The 23,506-nt window shown below is 40.6% G+C and carries 31 protein-coding genes; 27 read left to right on the top strand and 4 right to left on the bottom strand.

Features of this window, described 5'->3' with window-relative positions; translation table 11 throughout:
* Positions 1-3: 3 nt before the first annotated feature.
* The 4 genes from FLP08_RS03785 to FLP08_RS03770 form a co-directional block, all read right to left on the bottom strand.
* Complete coding sequence (locus tag FLP08_RS03785) at positions 4-3,225, bottom strand: SusC/RagA family TonB-linked outer membrane protein (protein WP_156274169.1); 3,222 nt, start codon at positions 3,223-3,225, stop codon at positions 4-6.
* A 275-nt stretch (positions 3,226-3,500) separates the two neighbouring features.
* On the bottom strand, positions 3,501-4,235 hold the full coding sequence (gene rlmB, locus FLP08_RS03780; protein WP_156274167.1) for a 23S rRNA (guanosine(2251)-2'-O)-methyltransferase RlmB: 735 nt from the start codon (positions 4,233-4,235) through the stop codon (positions 3,501-3,503).
* A 101-nt stretch (positions 4,236-4,336) separates the two neighbouring features.
* On the bottom strand, positions 4,337-5,773 hold the full coding sequence (locus FLP08_RS03775) for a SusD/RagB family nutrient-binding outer membrane lipoprotein (RefSeq protein WP_156274165.1): 1,437 nt from the start codon (positions 5,771-5,773) through the stop codon (positions 4,337-4,339).
* Positions 5,774-5,784: 11 nt separating this feature from the next.
* On the bottom strand, positions 5,785-9,006 hold the full coding sequence (locus FLP08_RS03770) for a SusC/RagA family TonB-linked outer membrane protein (RefSeq protein ID WP_156274163.1): 3,222 nt from the start codon (positions 9,004-9,006) through the stop codon (positions 5,785-5,787).
* A 403-nt stretch (positions 9,007-9,409) separates the two neighbouring features.
* On the opposite strand from FLP08_RS03770, the gene rpsL reads away from it, so the two are divergent.
* The 27 genes from rpsL (at position 9,410) to ykgO (ending at position 23,504) form a co-directional block, all read left to right on the top strand.
* The gene (gene rpsL, locus FLP08_RS03765) at positions 9,410-9,784 is read left to right on the top strand and encodes a 30S ribosomal protein S12 (RefSeq protein WP_010230128.1); all 375 of its coding nucleotides are present in this window, start codon (positions 9,410-9,412) and stop codon (positions 9,782-9,784) included.
* Between the two features lie 23 nt (positions 9,785-9,807).
* On the top strand, positions 9,808-10,284 hold the full coding sequence (rpsG, locus tag FLP08_RS03760; protein ID WP_156274161.1) for a 30S ribosomal protein S7: 477 nt from the start codon (positions 9,808-9,810) through the stop codon (positions 10,282-10,284).
* A gap of 6 nt (positions 10,285-10,290) precedes the next feature.
* Entirely contained in the window at positions 10,291-12,402 is a 2,112-nt protein-coding gene (gene fusA, locus FLP08_RS03755; protein WP_156274159.1) for an elongation factor G, read from the top strand.
* 10 nt (positions 12,403-12,412) lie between these two features.
* Positions 12,413-12,718 carry a 30S ribosomal protein S10 gene (gene rpsJ / locus FLP08_RS03750; RefSeq protein ID WP_010519396.1) on the top strand — a complete coding sequence of 102 codons (306 nt, stop codon included), beginning with the start codon at positions 12,413-12,415 and terminating at the stop codon, positions 12,716-12,718.
* A 147-nt stretch (positions 12,719-12,865) separates the two neighbouring features.
* A complete protein-coding gene (gene rplC, locus FLP08_RS03745; protein ID WP_156274157.1) occupies positions 12,866-13,477 on the top strand; it encodes a 50S ribosomal protein L3 in 612 nt (203 codons plus the stop codon).
* Positions 13,477-14,103, top strand: coding sequence for a 50S ribosomal protein L4 (gene rplD / locus FLP08_RS03740; protein ID WP_156274155.1), 627 nt, complete (start codon positions 13,477-13,479; stop codon positions 14,101-14,103). The genes rplC and rplD overlap by 1 nt, the downstream gene beginning before the upstream one ends.
* 9 nt (positions 14,104-14,112) lie before the next feature.
* Positions 14,113-14,403: a 50S ribosomal protein L23 gene (rplW, locus tag FLP08_RS03735; RefSeq protein WP_156274153.1), complete on the top strand. Its 291-nt coding sequence runs from the start codon at positions 14,113-14,115 to the stop codon at positions 14,401-14,403.
* 9 nt (positions 14,404-14,412) lie between these two features.
* Positions 14,413-15,249 (top strand): 50S ribosomal protein L2, encoded by an 837-nt coding sequence (gene rplB, locus FLP08_RS03730; RefSeq protein ID WP_156274151.1) that lies wholly within the window; start codon positions 14,413-14,415, stop codon positions 15,247-15,249.
* A gap of 6 nt (positions 15,250-15,255) precedes the next feature.
* Positions 15,256-15,534, top strand: coding sequence for a 30S ribosomal protein S19 (rpsS, locus tag FLP08_RS03725; protein ID WP_011710692.1), 279 nt, complete (start codon positions 15,256-15,258; stop codon positions 15,532-15,534).
* An 8-nt stretch (positions 15,535-15,542) separates the two neighbouring features.
* Positions 15,543-15,950 (top strand): 50S ribosomal protein L22, encoded by a 408-nt coding sequence (gene rplV / locus FLP08_RS03720; RefSeq protein ID WP_156274149.1) that lies wholly within the window; start codon positions 15,543-15,545, stop codon positions 15,948-15,950.
* Positions 15,951-15,958: 8 nt separating this feature from the next.
* The gene (gene rpsC, locus FLP08_RS03715; RefSeq protein WP_083643381.1) at positions 15,959-16,678 is read left to right on the top strand and encodes a 30S ribosomal protein S3; all 720 of its coding nucleotides are present in this window, start codon (positions 15,959-15,961) and stop codon (positions 16,676-16,678) included.
* Between the two features lie 20 nt (positions 16,679-16,698).
* Positions 16,699-17,118, top strand: a complete 420-nt coding sequence (gene rplP / locus FLP08_RS03710) for a 50S ribosomal protein L16 (RefSeq protein ID WP_156274147.1) — start codon at positions 16,699-16,701, stop codon at positions 17,116-17,118.
* Positions 17,119-17,128: 10 nt separating this feature from the next.
* Positions 17,129-17,320: a 50S ribosomal protein L29 gene (gene rpmC, locus FLP08_RS03705; RefSeq protein WP_011710688.1), complete on the top strand. Its 192-nt coding sequence runs from the start codon at positions 17,129-17,131 to the stop codon at positions 17,318-17,320.
* A gap of 18 nt (positions 17,321-17,338) precedes the next feature.
* Positions 17,339-17,596, top strand: a complete 258-nt coding sequence (rpsQ, locus tag FLP08_RS03700) for a 30S ribosomal protein S17 (RefSeq protein ID WP_011710687.1) — start codon at positions 17,339-17,341, stop codon at positions 17,594-17,596.
* Positions 17,597-17,598: 2 nt separating this feature from the next.
* On the top strand, positions 17,599-17,967 hold the full coding sequence (gene rplN, locus FLP08_RS03695; RefSeq protein WP_026915155.1) for a 50S ribosomal protein L14: 369 nt from the start codon (positions 17,599-17,601) through the stop codon (positions 17,965-17,967).
* A 12-nt stretch (positions 17,968-17,979) separates the two neighbouring features.
* Entirely contained in the window at positions 17,980-18,291 is a 312-nt protein-coding gene (rplX, locus tag FLP08_RS03690) for a 50S ribosomal protein L24 (protein ID WP_156274145.1), read from the top strand.
* Between the two features lie 2 nt (positions 18,292-18,293).
* Positions 18,294-18,845, top strand: a complete 552-nt coding sequence (rplE, locus tag FLP08_RS03685) for a 50S ribosomal protein L5 (protein ID WP_156274143.1) — start codon at positions 18,294-18,296, stop codon at positions 18,843-18,845.
* A 2-nt stretch (positions 18,846-18,847) separates the two neighbouring features.
* Entirely contained in the window at positions 18,848-19,117 is a 270-nt protein-coding gene (rpsN, locus tag FLP08_RS03680; protein WP_156274141.1) for a 30S ribosomal protein S14, read from the top strand.
* A gap of 68 nt (positions 19,118-19,185) precedes the next feature.
* Positions 19,186-19,584, top strand: a complete 399-nt coding sequence (gene rpsH, locus FLP08_RS03675) for a 30S ribosomal protein S8 (RefSeq protein WP_156274139.1) — start codon at positions 19,186-19,188, stop codon at positions 19,582-19,584.
* Positions 19,585-19,603: 19 nt separating this feature from the next.
* Complete coding sequence (gene rplF, locus FLP08_RS03670) at positions 19,604-20,146, top strand: 50S ribosomal protein L6 (RefSeq protein ID WP_156274137.1); 543 nt, start codon at positions 19,604-19,606, stop codon at positions 20,144-20,146.
* Between the two features lie 12 nt (positions 20,147-20,158).
* Complete coding sequence (gene rplR, locus FLP08_RS03665; protein WP_156274135.1) at positions 20,159-20,515, top strand: 50S ribosomal protein L18; 357 nt, start codon at positions 20,159-20,161, stop codon at positions 20,513-20,515.
* A gap of 5 nt (positions 20,516-20,520) precedes the next feature.
* The gene (gene rpsE / locus FLP08_RS03660; protein WP_011710679.1) at positions 20,521-21,045 is read left to right on the top strand and encodes a 30S ribosomal protein S5; all 525 of its coding nucleotides are present in this window, start codon (positions 20,521-20,523) and stop codon (positions 21,043-21,045) included.
* Between the two features lie 13 nt (positions 21,046-21,058).
* Positions 21,059-21,241, top strand: a complete 183-nt coding sequence (rpmD, locus tag FLP08_RS03655; RefSeq protein ID WP_208012724.1) for a 50S ribosomal protein L30 — start codon at positions 21,059-21,061, stop codon at positions 21,239-21,241.
* Between the two features lie 9 nt (positions 21,242-21,250).
* The gene (gene rplO, locus FLP08_RS03650) at positions 21,251-21,703 is read left to right on the top strand and encodes a 50S ribosomal protein L15 (protein WP_156274133.1); all 453 of its coding nucleotides are present in this window, start codon (positions 21,251-21,253) and stop codon (positions 21,701-21,703) included.
* An 11-nt stretch (positions 21,704-21,714) separates the two neighbouring features.
* Positions 21,715-23,052: a preprotein translocase subunit SecY gene (secY, locus tag FLP08_RS03645; protein ID WP_156274131.1), complete on the top strand. Its 1,338-nt coding sequence runs from the start codon at positions 21,715-21,717 to the stop codon at positions 23,050-23,052.
* Positions 23,053-23,054: 2 nt separating this feature from the next.
* On the top strand, positions 23,055-23,270 hold the full coding sequence (infA, locus tag FLP08_RS03640; RefSeq protein WP_072553873.1) for a translation initiation factor IF-1: 216 nt from the start codon (positions 23,055-23,057) through the stop codon (positions 23,268-23,270).
* A gap of 117 nt (positions 23,271-23,387) precedes the next feature.
* Positions 23,388-23,504 carry a type B 50S ribosomal protein L36 gene (ykgO, locus tag FLP08_RS03635; protein ID WP_010519235.1) on the top strand — a complete coding sequence of 39 codons (117 nt, stop codon included), beginning with the start codon at positions 23,388-23,390 and terminating at the stop codon, positions 23,502-23,504.
* Positions 23,505-23,506: the final 2 nt, after the last annotated feature.

Raw genomic sequence — 23,506 nt, 5'->3', positions numbered from 1 at the left:
TTCTTAAAAATTTAATTGAACGTTTAATCCGTAACTCTTGGTGTTCGGCTGGTTAAAATAGTCCAGCCCCAGCCCGTTACTATCTCCTGTAAGGTTGGTTTCGGGGTCTACACCGGGGTAATCTGTCTCTAGCCATAGATTCCTGCCAAAGACCGAAAAGCTTAGCCCGTCTATAAAGCTGTTTTCAAAGAACTTTTCGGGAAGGCTGTAAGTAAGGGTAACCTCCCTTAATCGAATCCATGAGGCATCATAAACGTTGCCTTCATCTACATCACCGAACCCATATCTTCTCCAGTAGTTGTTATTTTCACTTCTGGTGGGGTCTGAGTAGGGGACAACCCGTGTGTTAGGTTCTCCTGTAGCTGCCACCACTCCCTCGAATACGGTGGACTGGTCCCTTAGCAGGGTTTCTTCAGAAACTCCAAAATAATCTAATATCCCACAGGTACCGCACCATACGTCGCCACCTTGCCTGATATCTATCAAGAAGGATAGACCTATGTTCTTATACTGAAACTGGTTGCTAATACCACCAAGCCAGTCTGGGATCGGGTCTCCAATAACCCCGTCCTCAGCGGCAAGTAATGGATAACCTTCTTCATCTATTAATATTTGACCAGCGTCATTCCTGGCATACCTTGCTCCGAAAATGGCTCCATAAGATTCACCTACCACGGCCCTGGAACTAGTGCCGGAAAAACCATTCAAGGTTACCGACTCCACGCCTTCTACCAGCTCTTCTACTACGTTCTCATAGGTGGTCCAGTTGGCGCTGATGTTCCATTCAAAATTTTCAGTCTTTACCGGGGAGCCACCAAGAGATACTTCGTACCCGCTGTTGGTAACCAGACCAACATTATCATACCTGTCTATAAAACCGGAAGATGGAGCAGCGTCCACAAAAATGATCTGGTCTTCGGTTTCCTTGTCGTAGTAAGCGAAATCGAACTTTAATCGGCTATCGAACATTGAAAGTTCTATACCAACTTCGAATTCGGTAGTTTTTTCCGGAGTCAATGCAGGGTTACCTGCACGAGAAGATCTTTCAAAAGAAGTTGCGTCGTATGCCGGAAAGGTTACGCTTTGAATAAATCCGTCACCACTCACCGAGGTGCCACCAAAGTTTGTAATAGTGGCGTAAACTGGTGCGTCGTTACCCGCCTGTCCCCAGGCAGCCCTTAATTTTCCGTAATTAAGAAAACTGTCATTATCCATCAGCTCAGTAAACACGAAGCTACTACCAATGGAGTAAGACTGGAAGGTATTGTCTCCAACCGGAAGGGTAGAGGACCAGTCATTTCTAAAGGAAGGAGTTAAGAATACTGTATTTCCGAAACTCAGGGTTGCTGTAGCAAAAACCCCTATAAGTTCCCTTCTGGTTGAAAGTTCCTGGGCCTGTGTGGTGCTTACATTCGATAAATTGAAAAATCCGGGAATGGTCATGCCGTCGCCTATTACAGTTTGGCGGTTGGTCTTATTATAGTAACCATCATAACCCACGTTCAGGTCCAGTCCTACCTTTTCATTAAAGTTGTACAGGATGTTGAAGATACCGCTCCAGTTTACATCTTGATTGGAGATGACATCGTTGATCACCCTTCCGTTTCCGAAGGAAGCATCTATCACATCAAATCCAATCTTTCTGGTATCTGTATACCGGTCTATGGAACCAGAAGCCTTGAAACTTAACCATTCTGTAATAGCATAATTTAACCCCATTTTACCTATAGTCCTGTTCACGTCATCCAGGTTAATGTTTCTGGCAACTGCGAAATAGGGGCTGTTATAGATACCGTCGCGATAACTTCTCTGGCCCGGTAATTCTTCTCCTGGAATATTGTAAAAATAAGTATCCGGGTCGTTGGCAGCTGCCTGGCCAGATTTTCCATTACCCATGTCGAAAGTTGGGGTGTTTCGAAGAAGCCCGAGCATAACACCAGAAATATTTGAACCTCTCTGTACCCGGTTTCCACCTGAATTGGTGTACTGGCCAGAAGCATCTAACTGAAGTTTATCTGTGAGGTCTGCTCTTAGATCTACTCTGAAAGTTTTACGTTCGAATTCTTCGTTAGGAGAAATACCGCCTTGTTTCAATTTACCAATTGATGCTCGATAATTTATTTTTTCAGAACCTCCACTGATGCCAAGACTTATGTCCTGGGTTTGGCCTGTTTTAAAAAAGTCGTAATTATTGTATGCCCTTGCTGGCATCCCGTTTCCGGTTCCTGCGGGTACCAAACGGCCATTTCTGTCGAATGGGTAATCTGTGGCTCCATCAAATTCCAGATCGGCGATCGGAGGTCCCCAGGAATCTCCTTCACCGGTTTCAGGGCCTCTATAGACTATTCTTTCAAGGTCGGTAATATAGCCGCCCTGGGAATATTCCTTTTGAAGATCTGGTACTTTATTGTATTCAGCAAACGAAGTGGTTGAATTAAGGCTGAACCTGGTCTTGCCGGCCTTACCTTTTTTGGTGGTAATTAAAACAACCCCATTGGCTGCACGAAGACCGTACAGGGTTTGTGCGGCAATACCTTTTAAAATAGAGATAGAAGCAATATCGTTTGAGTTAATATCAATAGCCCGGTTGGAAAAGTCACTGCCTCCGAGACTTGAGTTGTTATTGGTTTGTGTGGGATCTTCAGAGAAAGAGGAATTGTCGATAGGAACCCCGTCTACCACGAAAAGTGGAGAGTTAGACCTGGTGATAGAGGTGTTACCACGTACACGAATGTTTGCAGAAGCACCTACAGAACCTGAGGACGAGGTTACCTGTACACCTGAGGCTTTAGAGCTTAGGGCAGAGACCAGGTTGGTCTCCCTTGATTTTTGAACATCATCGGCCTCAACCGATTCCAAAGCGTAACTTAGAGATCTTGGTTTCGCGCGAATTCCCTGCGCGGTAATAACAACCTCTTCGAGTTCGGCCGAGTCCTCACCCATGTTAACATCGATCTTGTTCTCAGCGCCTACTGTAACTTCCTGAGTTTCCTTACCTACGAAAGAGAAAACTAGAATGTCTCCCGGGTTGGCGGGAATTGAGTAAAGGCCGTCAAAATCTGTTTGCGTACCGGTGGTGGAGTTTTTAATGAAAACATTCACACCTGGAAGCGGAAGACCTGCTTCATCGGTAACAGTACCTGTGATTGTCTGTGTCTGACCAAAGATTCCCTGGCCTACGAACAAAAACAATAAAATTAAAATACGAGGTAATTTTTTTTTCATAACTATATGAATTACGATTATCATATAAAATTGTGAAAAAAACGTTAAGCAATAACCTTGGTATCGTTAAAAAAGTTAATAAATGATTTGAATAACTATGAATTTGATGTGAAATACCTAGTTATTCTTGGCGTGGGTCGTAATTATTAAGCTAACTGCATTTTTGACTTTAAAAACCTGATAATCAGAATTGTAGGAAAATATTGCAAAAAATCCGGTTTGCTTCTATTCTTTTAAAGCTTTTTTGAGGGCAGGGGATTCCCTGGGAAGTCAAATTATAGTCTTTGTCGAACCACTTCGTAAAGGAAAGCTCCGCAGGCTACAGATACATTTAGGGAAGCTATGCTACCAAGCATAGGGAGTTTAGCCTTGTGGTCCACCAACTTTAGAATGGAAGGAGATACTCCTTTTTCTTCGTTACCCATGATAATGGCTACAGGTTTTTTAAGGTCTAGGTCGTAAATGGTGTTGTCGGTTTTTTCAGTGGCCGCAACTAATTTAATGTCGTAGGTCTGAAGGTGAAAAAGTGCGTCTTTTATATGATTAACTCTGCAAATTGGGATTTTAAATGCAGCTCCTGCCGAGGTCTTGATGGCATCGGCGTTAATTGGTGCTGATCCTTTTTCAGGAATTATTATACCGGTCACCCCACAACATTCGGCTGTCCTAATGATAGCGCCAAGGTTGCGCACATCGGTCAACCCGTCAAGAAGTAAAAATAGGGGAGGGGTCGACAGTTTCTGGGAATCTTCTACCAGTGTTTCCAGGCTTACAAAAGCTATAGGTGAAATGTTCGCAACAACTCCCTGGTGGTTGCCTTTACTAAGCTTGTTCAGTTTTTCTACCGGAACATAGGAAGCAGTAATATTTGCCTTATTAATATGCCTGTTGAGTTCCTGGAACAAGGGTCCCGATAGTCCTTTTTGAATAAAAACCTTTTCTATAGACTTACCGCTTTCTATTGCCTCTATTACGGCTCGAATCCCAAATATTCTTGTTGCTTGTTCCATGATGGCAAATTTAATATTTAATAGTTCCCTTGCCTATATTATTGGAAATAAAAAAACCACCCGGTTAAGGGTGGTTTTTGGTATATCACATTCGGTTGAAATTACTCAACATCCCAGAAGATTCTTGTGTAAAGATCATCTGTTCCACCGATGTTCTGTACGGCAGCATTGTAGTTTGCACCATTCAATGCTTCCTCATCAAGTGGGTAGAATACTCTTGTTGGAACTGGAAGATCGGTTAGTGCAGAGTTCACAAGGAAATCTGGGTAATCCAATCTTCTGTATTCAGTCCATCCTTCGAATCCACGGTTGAAAAGAGCAACCCATTTCTGAGTTCCGATCAATTCTTCCCAGTTAGCAGAGTCATATGCGATCTCTGGCTGAGCAAGGTAAGCTTCTGCTTCTTCTTCAGTACCTCTGTAGTAAAGGATATTGGAAGTTACAGCAGCTTCGTAGTGCTCCTGAGCATCACCAGCGATGAAACCTCTTTCGATAGCCTCAGCTAGGAAAAACTCAACTTCGTAGTACTGGTAGATAGATCCAGGGTAAGTAGGATCAAATCCAATGTAGTCTGCTACGTGAGAGAAGTTCGCGTAAGAGTTATTAGCTCCAATAGGACCTCCAATATACTCACCATCTTCGGTAGTTGTGAAGAAATCGTCGATACGAGGATCGTTCACAGAAAGAAGGTAATCTACAGAAGTTTTACCAGCTACGTAATCAGCATATCTCGTGTTCAATTCGAACAGGTTGTAGATAGGATTCGTATTTGGAGCAGATGCCTCATACTGGATAATAGCGCTATCGTCCTGAGAAGTCATAACACCAGCTTCATAAGCCTCGCTTACTGTAGTAGATGCAAGGGACTCATCGAAATCTGCTAATCTCATACCTAACTTAAGTTTAAGAGAAGCAGCGAACTTTGCCCATTTAGCTGTATCACCACCGTAATAGATATCGGCAGCTCCCCAAGAGGCACCTCCATTTGAAAGAGTTTCAATATCTGCAGATACTCTAGCGATAAGGTCCTGATAGATAGTGAATGCATCATCGTATGCAGGGTTGATGTTATCTACAACATTTAAAGCTTCGCTGTAAGGTACATCACCGTTAAGGTCTACCAATACTTGGTATGCATAAACTTCAATAACATCGATAATCGCTAATTGATTAGCCTTTACAGCTTCGTTTGTAAACTGATCTTTTGCAATAGCCTCTCTTGAAGACTTAAGATCCTGTAAAACGTTGTTGTAAATTCTTGTCCAGAAACCGGCAGATGGGTCACGACCAATAATGTCGTAGTTAGCCTCATCGTTATAAGTAGTCTCTGTCCAGTGCTGAGTCCAAACTTTCATTAGGTTTCTACCTACAGACATCTCTGTCATAAGGTCTCCTAAGTTCTTTTCAGCGTTTGTGAAGGTAACATCTGGTGTTACCTGAGTTGGACTCTTAGGGTCCACGTTATAATCGGTAATGTCCTCTGTACAACTCGTAAGAGTGAAGCCGATCATTAAACTAAATAATAAAAACTTTTTCATTATATATTTTTTTAGAATTGTAATTGTACGTTCAGTCCATACTCTCTAACAGTTGGGTAAGCACCAATCTGGAAACCTTGAACGTTACCTGCTCCAAAAGAATCTTCTGGGTCAGCGTAAGGTAGGTCTTTGTCAATTATCCAAAGGTTTCTTCCTGTTGCAGTAAACTTAACTCCCGTGAAAGGAAGGTTTTCTACAGTTTTAGAAGGAAGAGAATAAGATAGAGTTGCCTCTCTTAGTTTTACGTAAGAAGCATCATATACGAATTGAGCATCTGGTGCATTACCATATCTACCAAGTGGGTTCGCGTAAGTAGACATATCAGCTCTTACATCGTTAACAGATCCATCTGCCTGAACACCATCAAGAATGATACCACCACTATCTGGACCGTCAGTCACAGGATTTCTCTTAGGGTTACCTAAGTCGTTAAGACCTGCAGTTTCTGGGTAGATACCAGTAGCCATTCCAAAGTAAAGGTCACCAGTAAATACGCTACCACCTTCTTGGATGTCGATTAGGAAACTGAAATCCCAGTTCTTGTAGCTAAAAGAGTTCTGAACACCAGCTTTCCAGTCTGGGTTGATATCTCCAAGGATTTCCTGTCTTGAAGCAGTCTTAGCATAAAGACCGTTTTCAAGTACAAGTCTCTCACCATTTACGTATTGGTAATCTGTACCTTTAATGATTCCGTAAGGCTCTCCAAGGGTAGCGTTAAGAGTTACACCAAAGAAAGAGTTTACAAGAAGGTTCTCAGTATCACCGAAAAGCTCGGTTACTTCACTCTCGTAAGTAGAGAAGTTAGTATTGATTTTCCACTCGAAATTATCAGTTTTGATTGGTGAACCAAAAGCACTGATCTCAAGACCTCTGTTTTCTACAACACCAGAGTTTACAACTTTATAGAAGAATCCAGTTGCACTAGATACCTGTACTGGAGTAATCAGGTTGTCAGTTTCCTTTTTATAAACAGAAACATCAAATCCTAAACGGCTGTTGAACCAGGTAGTCTCAAGACCAAGTTCAAGTTCGCTTGTACGCTCTTCAGTTAAGTTAGGGTTGTTGGCGGTAGATGGATTTGAGTATAATGGTACTCCGTTAAATCCTGCTACAGAGTTAAATGTGTTCTGTAACTGGTAAGCAGCTGCACCGTTACCTACTTCACCATAACCCGCTCTTAACTTACCGTAAGTAAGGGCTGAGCTTTCAAAAAGGTTAGAGAAGATAATACTCGATGAAATCGCAGGGTAGTTGAACGAGTTTTGTCCATCTGCAAGAGTCGAGAAAGTATCACGTCTTAAAGATCCTTCTAAGAAGAAAGTATCATCATAATCTAAACTAAGAGTTCCGAATAAACCTAATACTCTAATGTCGTATTGATCTTCATTAGGGAAGTTAATAGGGTTAGCAGAATTACTTAGGGTATAAAGTCCTTCAAATACTAGTCCACCGTTGGTGTTTGCAGCAATCGAGTTTAATTTCGTTTGTCTGTAGTTAGCACCAAGAGTTGAATTAAGACCAAAGTTTCCGAAATCTTCATCGAAGTTTAAGAAAAGGTCGTAGTTGTATTCTGTGAAGTTGATGTTTCTTCTGTAGTACTCAGGAAGGTCAACACTTCCAATATTGTTTCTTTCCTCACGAATCTGGTCGTAAGTATCAACAGATACACGTCCACGTACGTCAAACCAGTCAGTAAATTCATAGCTTAAAGTAGCGTAACCAAATAATCTGTTTCTCTCGTCGTTGTTATAGTTTTCGTAACGAGTAAAATATGGGTTATCCCAATAAATTGGAGCTGTGTTTGTAGATCCAAATGGGTTCCATGTGATGTTTCTTCCAGTAGCGAAATAAGCATCTCTCTGTGCTTTAAGGTCAGTATTAACTGCCCACCACTGACGGAAGTTTGTCATTAAGTTTTCAGCATCATAACCAGTTCCATATCTACCAAGACCAGCGTTCTTAGTGTAGATCGCCTTTGCAGATGCAGAAAGCTTGTCACTTAACTGAAGTGTACCTGAGAAATCAAGTGTGTGTCTTGAAATCTGTGAATTAGGAAGGATACCAGTTTGGTTAAATCTTGTATAACTAAGTCTGGTAGATCCACTCTCGCCACCGCTTGTTAAAGATACGTTCTCGATATCTGTGTAAGAGGTTTGGAAAATATAAGAAGGATCGTTCTCACCGGCTACCCATGGAGTTGGCTGTTGGTAAGAATCTAATTCTGGGTAGAAAGACTCCCATCCATATACTAAAAGGTTAGGATCAAATCTACTACCGTAAGAAGCATCTTCTGTAGTTGGAACTACAAGGTCTGCATCTCCGTCTCCGTTAATGTCTCCTGAAAGGAAACCATCTCCTGGACCATTACCGTAGTAAGGACCATATCCAGCACCATATTCATCCTGGAATTTAGCGAAAGTGTCTGGGTCGTAGTTACCTACATTCACTGTAGTATTGATTGTAACACCAAGACCTTTGCTTTTAGAACCATCTTTAGTTGTAATGATAATCGCACCGTTCGCTGCACGAGAACCGTAAAGAGCGGTTGCAGCAGCACCTTTAAGTACGTTTACGCTTTCGATGTCATCTGGGTTGATGTCTGAAGCAGCGTTACCATAATCGTAACCGTCACCACCAGTACTTTGATCAGATGTGTTGAAAGTAGAGTTGTTTACCGGCACACCATCAATAACGAATAGAGCCTGGTTGTTTCCTGTAATAGAGGAATAACCACGAATAATTACGTTGGTAGAACCACCGATAGAAGAACTCTTTTTAATATCAAGACCAGAAATCTTACCAGATAGAGAGTTAACGAAGTTACCTTCTTTGGCCGTGTTAACCTGTGATCCGTCTACTTCCTGAGTCGCATAACCAAGAGACTTCTTGTCACGTGAAATACCAAGGGCCGTAACAACAACTTCATCAAGTTGCGCAGAGTCAGCCTTCAATACAGCATCAATGTTATTGTTGTTTCCTACTGTGTATTCCGCAGTTTCAAGACCTACGAAAGAGAAAACAATAACATCTCCCATTTCCGCTTCAATGGAATAATTACCATCAAAGTCTGTTTGAGTACCTGTAGAGGTCCCCTTAATTAAAACGTTAACCCCTGGCAGCGGCAGACCATCCTCGTCTGTCACCGTACCGGTCACCGTTTGTTGTTGTGCAAAAGCTATTTGCACCACGAACGCCAGTAATAGCGTCAAAATACTACTAAACTTTGTTTTCATTTTTAAATTTGTTTGAATTAGCCGTCGCCAAATGTGGCAATAAATGCTTAATAAAACAAGTTTTTGTTTTTAAAATTAGGTGGATAGTTTAATAAAATGTTAAGAAAGGTTTAAGTCTTGTGTTCCGGTTCTGAAGGCTTCCTAGGTGTTTTGATGAAATTTTATGAGTTAGATATGTGAAAATTTGCAGAATGTCCTTTTATATATATGACTAGCTATTGTTTTTTAGTTGCTGGTCATTTTGTAATATAAATTATCTCATTTAAAAATTTTCATTTCTTGTCTCTTTATCCTGCTGAAAAATAAATGATTGAATGTTTGAATAATATTTTTTTATTTCTACCTTTGCAGACCCTTAAAAATAGGGGAGTAAATTTTATTAATAATTAGTGTATAGGAAATTATGCCAACAATTTCACAATTAGTACGAAAAGGAAGAGCCAAAATAACCAAGAAGAGTAAATCGGCTGCTTTGGATTCGTGCCCTCAAAGGAGAGGTGTTTGTACACGTGTGTACACTACAACTCCTAAGAAACCAAACTCGGCTATGAGAAAAGTAGCAAGGGTTAGGTTGACTAACGGAAAAGAGGTGAACGCTTACATTCCGGGAGAAGGACACAATCTACAAGAGCACTCGATAGTATTGGTTAGAGGTGGAAGGGTAAAAGATTTGCCTGGTGTTAGATACCACATTGTTCGTGGTGCGCTAGATACTGCCGGTGTTGAAGGTAGAACTCAGCGTAGATCTAAATACGGAGCAAAACGCCCTAAGAAGTAATTAAAAACTTTTAATGTAAAGAAATGAGAAAAAGACAGGCGAAAAAAAGACCTCTTTTACCAGATCCAAAATTTAACGATCAGCTTGTGACACGTTTTGTGAACATGATGATGTGGGATGGTAAGAAATCGGTTGCCTTTAAAATTTTCTACGATGCGATTGCAATTGTAGAAGAAAAGAAACAAGACGAAGAGAAATCTGGATTAGAGATCTGGAAAGATGCTCTTTCTAACGTTATGCCTCACGTAGAAGTGAGAAGTAGACGTGTTGGGGGTGCAACATTCCAAATCCCGATGCAGATAAGACCAGACCGTAAGGTGTCTACTGCTATGAAGTGGCTTATTAGCTTCTCAAGAAAGAGAAATGAGAAGTCTATGGCTGCTAAACTAGCTGCTGAAGTTCTTGCTGCTGCCAAAGAAGAAGGTGCTGCAGTTAAGAAACGTGTAGATACTCATAAAATGGCTGAAGCTAACAAAGCATTCTCTCACTTTAGATTCTAAAACAACATGGCACAAAGAGATTTAAAATTTACTAGAAATATCGGAATTGCAGCTCACATTGATGCGGGTAAAACCACAACAACTGAGCGTATCCTATATTATACAGGTATCAGTCACAAAATTGGTGAAGTTCACGATGGTGCTGCTACTATGGACTGGATGGAGCAGGAGCAGGAGCGTGGGATTACCATTACCTCTGCCGCTACTCACTGTACTTGGCCTTATAGGGATCACGAGTACACCGTAAATATTATTGATACACCTGGACACGTTGACTTTACCGTAGAGGTGGAGCGTTCTTTACGTGTTCTTGATGGTGTGGTTGCATTGTTCTCTGCAGTAGACGGGGTTGAGCCTCAGTCTGAAACTGTTTGGAGACAGGCAGATAAATATAGAGTTCCGCGTCTAGGTTTCGTTAATAAAATGGACCGTCAGGGAGCAGATTTCTTCAACGTATGTCGTCAGGTAAAAGAAATGCTTGGTGGTAACCCGGTACCTCTTCAGGTTCCAATCGGTGATGAGATCGACTTCAAAGGTGTGGTAGATCTAATTTCTAAGAAAGCAATCATCTGGAACGATGAAGATCACGGGATGACCTATGAGACTATCGATATTCCTGCTGAATTAGAAGACGATGTAAATAAATACCGTGCAGAATTAGTAGAAGCGGTTGCAGAATATGATGAAGCTTTGATGGAGAAATTCTTCGAAGATGAATCTTCTATTACTGAAGATGAGATCATCGCTGCCTTAAGAGCTGCTACTATAGATATGAGCATCATCCCGATGATGTGTGGTTCTGCATTTAAGAATAAAGGTGTTCAGGCTATGCTTGACGCTGTAATGCGTTACCTTCCATCTCCGGTAGATGTTGATGCGATCGTAGGTACTAATCCTGAAACAGGAGAAGAAGAAAGTCGTAAGCCAAATGTGGATTCTCCATTTTCTGCGCTTGCATTTAAAATTGCTACCGATCCTTTCGTAGGACGTTTAGCGTTCTTCCGTTCTTATTCAGGTACTCTTGAGGCTGGTTCTTATGTATTGAACGTTCGTTCCGGTAAGAAAGAGCGTATTTCAAGAATTTACCAGATGCACTCTAATAAGCAAGAGCCAATCGATAAGATCGAGGCTGGAGATATTGGAGCTGCTGTTGGATTTAAGGATATTAAAACGGGTGATACTCTTACAGATCTTAAACACCCTATCGTTCTTGAATCTATGTCTTTCCCGGCACCGGTAATCGGTATTGCTGTTGAGCCTAAAACTAAGGCTGATGTTGAGAAAATGGGAATGGCGCTTGGTAAACTAGCTGAAGAGGATCCAACTTTTACTGTTAAAACTGATGAAAATTCAGGTCAGACGATTATCTCTGGTATGGGTGAGCTTCACCTGGAGATCATTATCGATCGTATGAAGCGTGAGTTCAAGGTAGAGGTTAACGTTGGTGAGCCTCAGGTAGAGTATAAAGAAGCAGTAAGAAGAAACGCAGATCACAGAGAGGTTTATAAGAAACAGTCTGGTGGTCGTGGTAAGTTTGCTGATATCATCTTTGAAATGGGACCTGTGGATGAAGATTTCGAAGGTGCTGGTCTTCAGTTCGTAGATGAGATTAAAGGTGGACGTATTCCTAAAGAATTTGTTCCTTCTGTACAGAAAGGATTTGAAGAGGCTATGAAGAATGGTCCTCTTGCAGGATTTACAATGGATAGCCTTAAGGTTGTTCTTAAGGATGGATCTTTCCACCCTGTGGATTCTGATCAACTTTCTTTCGAATTGGCTGCCAAAATGGGATATAAAGAAGCTGCTAAAAAAGCAGGTGCAGTTATCCTTGAGCCAATCATGAAGGTAGAAGTAGTAACTCCAGAGGAAAACATGGGTGATATTGTTGGTGACCTTAACAGAAGAAGAGGTCAGGTAAACAACATGTCAGACAGATCTGGGGCGAAGGTAATCAAAGCTGAAGTGCCACTTTCTGAAATGTTCGGTTACGTGACTACGTTAAGAACACTTTCATCTGGTAGAGCAACTTCAACTATGGAATTCTCTCACTATGCTGAAACTCCTTCTAATATTTCTGAAGAAGTGATCAAAGCAGCTAAAGGAGCAGCAAACGAATAATCTTAAGGAAATGAGTCAAAAAATCAGAATAAAACTAAAATCTTACGATCATAACCTGGTAGACAAGTCTGCTGAGAAAATCGTAAAAACCGTAAAGACTACGGGAGCTGTTGTTACCGGACCAATTCCGTTACCAACAAATAAGAAAATCTTTACTGTTCTTCGTTCACCTCACGTGAACAAGAAGTCCAGAGAGCAGTTCGAGTTAAGCTCTTACAAGAGATTGCTTGATATCTATAGCTCTTCTTCAAAGACGATCGATGCGTTGATGAAGCTTGAATTACCAAGTGGAGTAGAAGTAGAGATCAAAGTGTGATAAAACAGTTCCGCGCACCACGGTGCGCGGTTAACATGTCCGGCGCGTTTCGCAAAGGAAAAACGGTGAAAGATACAATTCAGGGCTGAAGTGTGTTTTTCAGCCCTAAGTTTTTTAAATAAGTAAACAATTAATAATTAATTAAATATGTCTGGGTTAATAGGAAAAAAGATCGGTATGACCAGCATCTTCGACGAGAACGGGAAAAACATCCCTTGTACCGTGATCGAAGCTGGGCCATGCGTGGTTACCCAAGTCAGAACCAAAGAGGTTGACGGGTATGAAGCACTTCAACTTGGTTTCGATGACAAGAAGACTGTAAATAAAGCTGCTGAAGGGCATGCTAAAAAAGCAGGAACCGTTGCAAAACGTAAGGTCGTTGAGTTCCAGGGTTATAATGAAGATTACAAATTAGGTGACTCTGTCACTGTGGACCATTTCAAAGAAGGTGAATTTGTGGACATCGCAGGTACATCTAAAGGTAAAGGTTTCCAGGGTGTTGTTAAGAGACACGGATTTGGAGGAGTTGGACAGGCCACTCACGGTCAGCACAACAGATTAAGAGCTCCCGGTTCCATTGGTGCAGCTTCTTATCCTGCGAGAGTATTCAAGGGAATGAAGATGGCCGGAAGAATGGGCGGTGAGAGAGTAAAAGTTGAAAACCTTAAAGTTTTGAAGGTTGTGGCAGATAAGAACCTTTTAGTAGTAAAAGGATGTGTGCCAGGACACAAAAACTCATACGTAATCATTAGTAAGTAATGGAAGTAGCAGTTTTAGATATAAAAGGAAAAGAAACAGGCAGAAAAGCGAAGCTTTCTGATTCTGTTTTCGCTATAGAGCCTAATGAGCACGCTGTTTATCTAGATGTTAAGCAATATCTTGCTAACCAACGTCAGGGTACTCATAAAGCAAAAGAAAGAGCAGAGATTGCGGGTTCTACTCGTAAGATTAAGAAGCAAAAAGGTACTGGTACCGCGAGAGCAGGTAGTATCAAGTCTCCTATCTTTAAAGGAGGTGGACGTGTTTTTGGTCCTAGACCAAGAAACTATGGTTTTAAATTGAATAAAAACCTTAAGCGTCTTGCTAGAAAATCTGCGCTTTCAATGAAGGCAAATGATAAAGCAATTATGGTAGTAGAAGATTTTTCTTTTGATACTCCAAAGACCAAGAATTTCATCGAAGTTCTTCAGGCTCTGGGGATTGAATCGAAAAAATCTCTAATAGTATTGGGTGACTCAAATAAAAACGTATATTTGTCGTCGCGCAATTTAAAGGCCTCTGAAGTGATAAGTAGCTCAGAATTAAGTACTTACAAAATTCTGAATGCGAAAAATATTGTCTTTTTAGAAGGTTCTTTGGAAGGAATTGAGTCGAAATTAAGTTAATAAACCGTTATGAGCATCTTGATAAAACCTGTTATTACAGAAAAAGCTACCGCAGATAGCGAGATGAATAATCGCTTCACTTTTGTGGTAAGTAACAAGGCAAATAAGATTCAGATCAAAGACGCGATCGAATCTGCTTATGGCGTGTCTGTTACTAAAGTTCGAACTATGAATGTCCGCCCAGATCGTAAAACCAGATATACAAAATCTGGAATGATCACTGGTAAAACTAATGCTTACAAAAAAGCAATAGTACAGGTGGCGGAAGGTGAAACAATTGATTTATACAGTAATCTCTAAGATTAAACAATGTCAGTTAGAAAATTAAAACCAATTACACCTGGTCAGCGTTTTAGAGTAGTTAATGGGTATGACGCCATTACTACTGATAAGCCGGAGAAAAGCCTATTGGCGCCGATAAAAAAATCAGGTGGTAGAAACAGTCAGGGTAAAATGACCATGCGCTACAAAGGTGGTGGTCACAAAAGACGTTACCGAGTTATCGATTTTAAACGTGATAAGCAGGGAATTCCTGCTACAGTTGCGTCTATAGAATACGATCCAAACAGAACGGCCTTTATCGCATTATTGAACTATCAAGACGGTGAGAAAAGGTATATTATTGCTCAAAATGGGCTTCAGGTAGGACAAAATATCGTTTCATCTAATGAAGCGGCTTCTCCTGAAATAGGGAATGCCATGCCATTGGCAAACATTCCTCTTGGTACTGTGATTTCTTGTATCGAGCTAAGACCTGGACAGGGTGCTGTAATGGCACGTAGCGCCGGAGCTTTTGCTCAGTTATTGGCAAGAGAAGGAAAGTATGCAACTATCAAATTGCCTTCTGGTGAGATCCGTAGAGTTCTTGCTTTGTGTATGGCAACGATAGGAGCTGTTTCTAACAGTGACCACCAGCTAATGATCTCTGGTAAAGCCGGTAGAAAACGCTGGTTAGGTATCAGACCAAGAACTAGACCAGTAGCGATGAACCCAATCGATCACCCAATGGGTGGTGGTGAAGGTAGAGCTTCAGGAGGTCACCCACGTTCTAGGAAAGGTCTTCCTGCAAAAGGATTCAAGACCCGCTCAAGAACAAAAGCGAGTAATAGATATATTGTAGAACGAAGAAAGACTAGAAAGAAATAATAAGATATGGCACGTTCATTAAAAAAAGGACCTTTCGTTCATTACAAATTGGAACAAAAAGTGGCTCAGAATGTAGAGTCTGGAAAGAAAGCCGTGATCAAAACCTGGTCTAGAGCTTCTATGATTACTCCAGATTTCGTAGGGCAAACTATCGCCGTACATAACGGGAAGCAATTTGTTCCTGTTTATGTAACTGAGAACATGGTAGGTCATAAACTAGGAGAATTTTCACCAACACGTTCTTTCAGAGGACACGCTGGTGCGAAAAATAAAGGTAGAAAATAATTGAAGCTATGGGAGTTCGTAAAAGAGAAAGAGCAGAGCAAATAAAAGAAGCCAAGAAACAGGTAGCTTTTGCAAAGTTAAATAACTGCCCTACTTCGCCTAGAAAGATGCGCCTTATGGCGGATCTTGTAAGAGGTGAGAAAGTAGAAAAAGCGCTTCATATTCTAAAATTCAGCAAGAAGGAATCTTCAGCTCGTCTGGAAAAGCTTTTGCTTTCAGCGATCGCTAACTGGCAGGCTAAGAACGAAGATGCAAATCTTGAAGAAGCTGAATTATTTGTGAAAGAGATTCGTGTAGACGGAGGAAGTATGTTGAAAAGACTTCGTCCAGCTCCACAGGGTCGTGCACACCGAATTAGAAAGAGATCCAATCACGTTACATTAGTGCTTGGAGCAAACAATAATACACAAAGCTAAGAGATAGTATGGGACAAAAAACAAATCCAATCGGAAATCGCCTTGGTATCATTAGAGGTTGGGAATCCAACTGGTACGGAGGTAATGACTACGGCGACAAATTAGCCGAAGACGATAAGATTAGAAAGTATATCCATGCTCGTCTTTCTAAAGCGAGTGTATCGCGTGTAATCATCGAGCGCACGCTTAAGCTTGTAACCGTTACTATCACCACTGCAAGACCTGGTATCATTATCGGGAAAGGCGGTCAGGAGGTAGACAAGCTTAAGGAAGAGCTTAAAAAGATTACCGACAAGGAAGTTCAAATTAACATCTTTGAGATTAAGAGGCCAGAACTTGATGCACATTTAGTAGCGGCAAGTGTTGCTAGACAAATTGAGAATCGTATCTCTTACCGTCGTGCAATCAAGATGGCTATCGCGGCTGCAATGAGAATGAACGCCGAAGGGATCAAGATTGAGATCTCTGGTCGTCTAAACGGTGCTGAAATGGCACGTTCAGAATCATACAAGGATGGAAGAATTCCATTGTCAACTTTTAGGGCTGATATTGACTATGCTTTAGTTGAAGCACACACTACTTATGGTAGACTGGGTGTTAAAGTATGGATCATGAAAGGTGAGGTATACGGAAAAAGAGAGCTTTCGCCTCTAGTTGGCCTTGCAAAGAACCAAGGTAAGAAATCCGGTGCCGGACGAGGTGGAAACAAATCACGTCGTAGAAAGTAATTTTTTAAAGGAAAGAAAAAATGTTACAACCTAAAAGAACTAAATACCGTAAGCAACAAAAAGGCCGTATGAAGGGTATGTCTCAAAGAGGGCATAGACTTTCTAACGGTACTTTTGGGATCAAATCTATGGATTCCAGTTTTGTTACTGCACGTCAAATAGAAGCAGCGCGTATCGCCGCTACCCGTTATATGAAGAGAGAAGGATCTATCTGGATCAAAATTTTCCCAGATAAGCCTATCACTAAAAAGCCTCTTGAAGTACGTATGGGTAAAGGTAAAGGTGCCGTTGAGTATTGGGCAGCTGTAGTGAAGCCAGGAAGAATCATGTTTGAAATTGGTGGTGTACCAATGGATGTGGCTAAAGAGGCATTGCGTCTTGCGGCTCAGAAACTTCCTGTGAGAACGAAATTTGTTGTAGCTAGAGATTATCAAGAATAATATTGGAATTATGAAACAATCAGAAGTAAAAGAATTGTCTGTTGCAGAATTGCAAGAAGAGCTTGGTAAGTCTCGTAAAGCTTATTCAGATTTAAAAATGGCTCACGCTGTTTCGCCTTTGGAAAATCCGATACAGTTAAGAACTGTAAGAAGAGACGTGGCGAGACTAGCTACAGAGTTAACTAAAAGAGAACAACAATAATTGTTATTCTGCTGAAAGATGGAAAAAAGAAATTTAAGAAAAGAGCGTGTAGGAGTTGTTACAAGTAACAAAATGCAGAAATCTATCGTGGTTTCTGAAGTGAAAAAAGTAAAACATCCTATGTATGGAAAATTCGTTTTGAAAACGAAAAAATACGTAGCACACGACGAAAATAACGACTGCAACGAAGGAGATACTGTAAAGATCATGGAGACAAGACCTTTAAGTAAATCCAAGACTTGGAGACTAGTAGAAATAATTGAAAGAGCTAAATAATCATGGTACAACAAGAGTCCAGACTAAAAGTAGCAGATAATACCGGAGCTAAAGAAGTTTTAGCCATCCGTGTATTAGGAGGTACAAAGAAAAGATACGCATCTGTTGGAGACAAAATAGTTGTCAGTGTAAAAGAAGCTACACCTAACGGAAATATCAAAAAGGGTGCAGTTTCAACAGCAGTTGTTGTTCGTACCAAGAAAGAAGTTCGCAGACCAGACGGATCTTATATTCGTTTTGATGATAACGCTTGTGTGTTATTAGGCCCTCAGGGAGAGATGCGCGGTACCCGTGTATTTGGCCCTGTAGCTCGTGAACTTCGTGATAAGCAATTCATGAAAATTGTATCATTGGCACCAGAAGTGCTTTAATACATTAAGAAAATGACAAAGCTTAAGATAAAATCAGGAGATACTGTTCGCGTAATTGCCGGAGACCACAAAGGTCAGGAAGGTAAAGTGCAGAAAGTACTTCGTGACAAGAATAAAGCCATCGTGGAAGGGATCAACATGATCTCTAAGCATGAGAAGCCTAGCGCTTCTAATCCACAGGGTGGAATTAAAGAGAAGGAAGCTCCTATCCATGTTTCTAACCTGGCTCTTATCGACAAGAACGGTAAGACTACCAGAGTAGGATACAAAGAAGAGGATGGGAAGAAAGTAAGATTTTCTAAAAAATCTAATGAAGTAATTTAGTTATGGCATACGTACCAAGACTTAGACAGGAATATAACGAGAGAGTAAAAAGTGCTCTTAAGGAAGAATTCAGCTACTCCAATGTAATGGAGGTGCCAAAACTTACGAAAATAGTAATTAGCCGTGGAGTTGGTGGAGCAGTAGCCGATAAGAAACTTATCGACCATGCTATCGACGAACTAACAGCTATTAGTGGTCAGAAGGCCGTTGCTACTATTTCCAAGAAGGATGTTGCATCGTTTAAGCTGCGTAAAGGAATGCCAATTGGTGCTAAAGTTACTTTACGTGGATATAGAATGTATGAATTCTTAGATAGATTGATTACTACCGCTTTACCGCGTGTACGTGATTTTAACGGTATCAAATCTAACGGATTTGATGGTAGAGGTAACTATAACTTAGGGATCACTGAGCAGATCATTTTCCCTGAGATCGATATTGATGCAGTGAACAGAATCGCTGGTATGGATATCACTTTCGTTACGACTGCTGAAACCGATAAGGAAGCAAAAGCATTGTTAACCGAACTAGGATTACCTTTTAAAAAGAACTAATTATGGCTAAAGAATCAATGAAAGCCCGTGAGGTAAAAAGACAGAAATTGGTAAAGAAGTATGCTGAGAAAAGAGCTGCGCTTAAAGAAGCTGGTGATTACGAAGCATTACAAAAACTGCCAAAGAACTCTTCTCCAGTTCGTTTGCATAACAGATGTAAATTAACCGGTAGACCTAAAGGATATATGAGACAATTTGGTGTTTCTCGTGTAATGTTCAGAGAAATGGCTAACCAAGGTCTTATCCCAGGGGTTAAGAAAGCAAGCTGGTAAAATTATAAATTGGATGAAGGTTCTCCCGGTGAAGATCGGGTGAAAACCACATCCGCAAATAAAGATAAATGAATACAGATCCTATTGCAGATTACTTAACAAGAATCAGGAATGCAAATGCAGCAAACCACAGAGTAGTGGAGATTCCTGCTTCCAATGTTAAAAAAGAGATCACTAAGATATTATTCGATCAAGGATACATTCTTAGTTACAAATTCGAAGATAATACCGCTCAGGGAACTATCAAGATCGCTCTTAAGTACGATAAACTAACAAAAGAGCCTGTAATTAAGAAAATTCAAAGAATAAGTAAACCTGGTTTACGTAAATATGCCGGATCAACTGAGATCCCAAGAATCCTTAATGGTCTTGGAATTGCTATTGTTTCTACTTCTCACGGAGTAATGACAGGAAAGCAAGCGAAAGCAGAGAAAGTTGGTGGTGAAGTATTGTGCTACGTTTACTAATACTTAAAAGACTAAAGAAATGTCAAGAATAGGTAAAAGCCCAATTACAATTCCAGAAGGTGTGACAGTAGATCACAAAGACGGTGTTGTAACGGTAAAAGGAAAATTGGGAGAACTTAAGCAGGAAGTAAAAGACATCGATGTAAAGGTCGAGGATAATGTAATTACTTTCGAGCGTTCTTCAGAGAAAAGTGATCAGAAAGCAAAACACGGTCTTTACCGTGCTTTGATTAACAATATGATTGAAGGTGTTACTAATGGTTTCACTAAAGAACTTGAACTTGTTGGGGTTGGTTACAGAGCCAGCAACCAAGGAAACAAGCTTGATCTTGCCGTTGGTTATTCTCATAATATTGTGATAGATTTGGCTCCAGAAGTAAAAGTGGAGACTGTCTCAGAAAAAGGTAAGAATCCTATCGTGAAGCTTACTTCTCATGACAAACAACTTGTAGGACAGGTTGCAGCGAAAATCCGTTCATTCAGAAAACCTGAACCATACAAAGGAAAAGGTATCAAGTTTGTAGGAGAGCAATTGAGAAGAAAAGCAGGTAAATCAGCTTAATAAAGTTTAGTTATGGCAGTGTCAAAACAAGATAGAAGAAATAAAATCAGAAAACGTATCCGTAAGGATATCGTTGGAACTGAAAGCCGTCCAAGATTATCTGTTTTTAGAAGCAATAGAGAAATTTATGCTCAGATTATCGACGACGTAGAAGGTAAGACCTTAGCATCAGCTTCTTCAAGAGATAAGGAAATCGCTTCTGCTTCTGCAGATAGAAAAGAGCAGGCTGTTATGGTTGGAAAAGCCATTGCAGAGAAAGCGAAAAAAGCCGGAATAGATACTATTTCTTTTGATAGAGGTGGATATTTATATCACGGTAGAGTTAAATCATTAGCAGAAGGTGCTCGCGAAGGAGGACTAAAATTCTAGAAAATATGTATCAAGATTATAAAAACGTAGAACATGTAAAACCTGGAGGTCTTGAATTAAAAGATCGTTTGGTTGGAGTACAACGTGTTACTAAGGTTACAAAAGGTGGTAGAGCTTTTGGATTCTCTGCTATTGTTGTAGTTGGAGATGAAAATGGTGTTGTTGGGCAAGGACTTGGTAAATCCAAGGAAGTTGCAGACGCTATCTCTAAAGCGGTAGAAGACGCTAAGAAAAATCTGGTACGCATTCCTTTACATAAAGGAACTTTACCTCACGAACAAAAAGGTAAGTACGGTGGAGCAAGAGTAATGTTGCTTCCAGCTGCTGCCGGTACCGGTATTATTGCTGGTGGTGCGATTCGTGCGGTATTGGAATCTGTAGGAGTACATGATGTACTTTCTAAGAACCAGGGATCTTCAAACCCTCACAACGTTGTAAAAGCTACTTTTGATGCCTTACTACAATTAAGAAGTGCTGAAACTGTTGCAAAACAGAGAGGTGTTTCATTGGAAAAGGTTTTTAAAGGATAAATCAAGGAATAAGATGGGAAAGATAAAAGTCACAAAAGTAAAAAGTGCAATCAACCGCACTAAGAATCAAAAGCTTGTTCTTGAGTCTTTAGGACTTAAAAGAATAGGGCAGACGGTTGAGCATGACGATACGCCAAACATCCTTGGTATGGTAAATAAAGTTAAACACTTAGTTTCTGTAGAAGAAACAAAATAATAATCTCTCATGGATTTAAGTAACTTAAAACCTGCAGAAGGTTCAGTTAGAAAAAATAGCAAGCGTATTGGTCGTGGTGAAGGATCTGGTAAAGGTGGAACCGCTACCAGAGGTCACAAAGGTGCCAAGTCACGTTCTGGTTATTCTAAAAAGATTGGTTTTGAAGGTGGGCAGATGCCTCTTCAAAGACGTGTTCCAAAATTTGGATTCACAAACAGAAACCGTACAGTATACCAGGGTATCAACCTTGATACTCTTCAGTCTCTAGTAGACGAAGGGAAGATCAAAGATACAGTGGATATGGACGTGTTAGTTGAAAACGGTCTTGCTGGAAGAAACGAGCTTGTTAAGATATTAGGTAGAGGTGAATTAAAGGCAAAGTTGAAAATATCTGTTCATAAATTTACGGCCTCAGCGAAAGAAGCTATCGAAGCTGCCGGAGGTGAAGTTGTTACTTTATAATAGATAATCAAATGAAATTCATCAATACGATCAAGAATATTTGGAAAATCGAGGAGCTAAAAAACAGAATTTTAGTAACCCTCGGTTTGCTTTTGGTATATCGATTCGGGGCACAAGTTGTGCTTCCCGGAATCGATGCAGCCCAACTTTCGAATCTGGCCAACCAGACCGACAGTGGGTTATTAGGACTTCTTAATGCTTTTACAGGGGGCGCTTTTTCTAACGCCTCTGTTTTTGCATTAGGTATTATGCCTTATATCTCCGCTTCGATCGTGGTACAGTTGATGGGAATCGCGATTCCTTATCTTCAGAAACTTCAGAAAGAAGGTGAAAGCGGGCGTAAGAAGATCAATCAGATCACTCGTTGGCTTACCATTGCGATTACCCTTGTACAGGGACCTGGTTATATCTATAACCTGTTTGCGACATTACCGGGAGAAGCATTCATGCTTGGAGACAACATCACATTCGTTGTTTCATCGGTGATCATCCTTACTACGGGTACAATTTTCGCAATGTGGCTAGGTGAGAAGATCACAGATAAAGGTATTGGTAACGGTATTTCATTATTGATTATGGTTGGTATTATCGCCACCCTGCCGCAAGCCTTTATTCAGGAATTCGCTTCAAGAGTATTTGAATCGAACGGTGGTTTGGTAATGATACTGATAGAATTAGTTATCTGGTTTGCCATTATCATGGCTTCAGTGATGCTAGTTATGGCGGTGCGTCAAATTCCGGTGCAATATGCCAGAAGATCTGCTTCAGGTGGATATGAAAAGAATGTTTTCGGATCAAGACAGTACATTCCGTTAAAACTGAATGCGTCTGGGGTAATGCCTATCATTTTTGCTCAGGCAATTATGTTCATTCCTGTAGCTTTAGCTGGTCTTTCAGACTCAGATACGGCACAGGGGGTAACCGCAGCATTTCAGAATATTTTCGGATTTTGGTATAATCTCGTGTTCGCATTATTGATCATTATATTTACATATTTCTATACTGCGATCACAGTTCCAACAAATAAAATGGCTGACGATCTTAAGAGAAGCGGTGGTTTTATTCCTGGGATTCGTCCGGGAACTGAAACCTCTGAATATCTGGATCGCATTATGTCTCAGATAACCCTTCCAGGATCTATATTCCTGGCGCTTATTGCAGTGTTCCCTGCAATAGTTGTTCAACTGTTGGGTGTACAACAGAACTGGGCGTTATTCTTCGGAGGTACCTCGCTTTTAATTATGGTTGGAGTTGCGATAGATACTATGCAACAGGTAAATTCTTACTTGCTGAATAGACACTATGACGGATTAATGAAAACAGGTAAAAACAGAAAAGCAGTAGCTTAATTATGGCAAAACAACCACCAATTGAACAGGACGGGACAATTATTGAAGCATTATCTAATGCGATGTTCCGTGTAGAATTGGAGAATGGTCACGTCGTGACTGCCCATATCTCCGGGAAAATGCGAATGCACTATATCAAGTTGCTTCCTGGTGATAAGGTAAAACTGGAAATGAGTCCTTACGATTTAACTAAGGCTCGAATAACTTACAGATACTAAAAAGTAATTTTCAGCCTTTTATAAATTTTTTATACTTTTGCAGTCTGAAAAATTTATGAGGGCTAAAATTTCATCGAATGAGGTAAGGCTCTGCCGGTGAATCAAAAAGAGATAAAGATGAAAGTTAGAGCATCAATAAAAAAGAGAAGTGCCGACTGCAAAATCGTACGCAGAAAAGGGCGCCTTTACGTGATTAACAAAAAGAATCCTAGATTTAAACAAAGACAAGGCTAATT

It is taken from the genome of Christiangramia aestuarii (genome assembly GCF_009735585.1).
GTDB lineage: Bacteria > Bacteroidota > Bacteroidia > Flavobacteriales > Flavobacteriaceae > Christiangramia > Christiangramia aestuarii.
The sequence above is the reverse complement of the archived record's forward strand: the minus strand, read 5'-3'. Positions and strand labels throughout refer to the sequence as shown.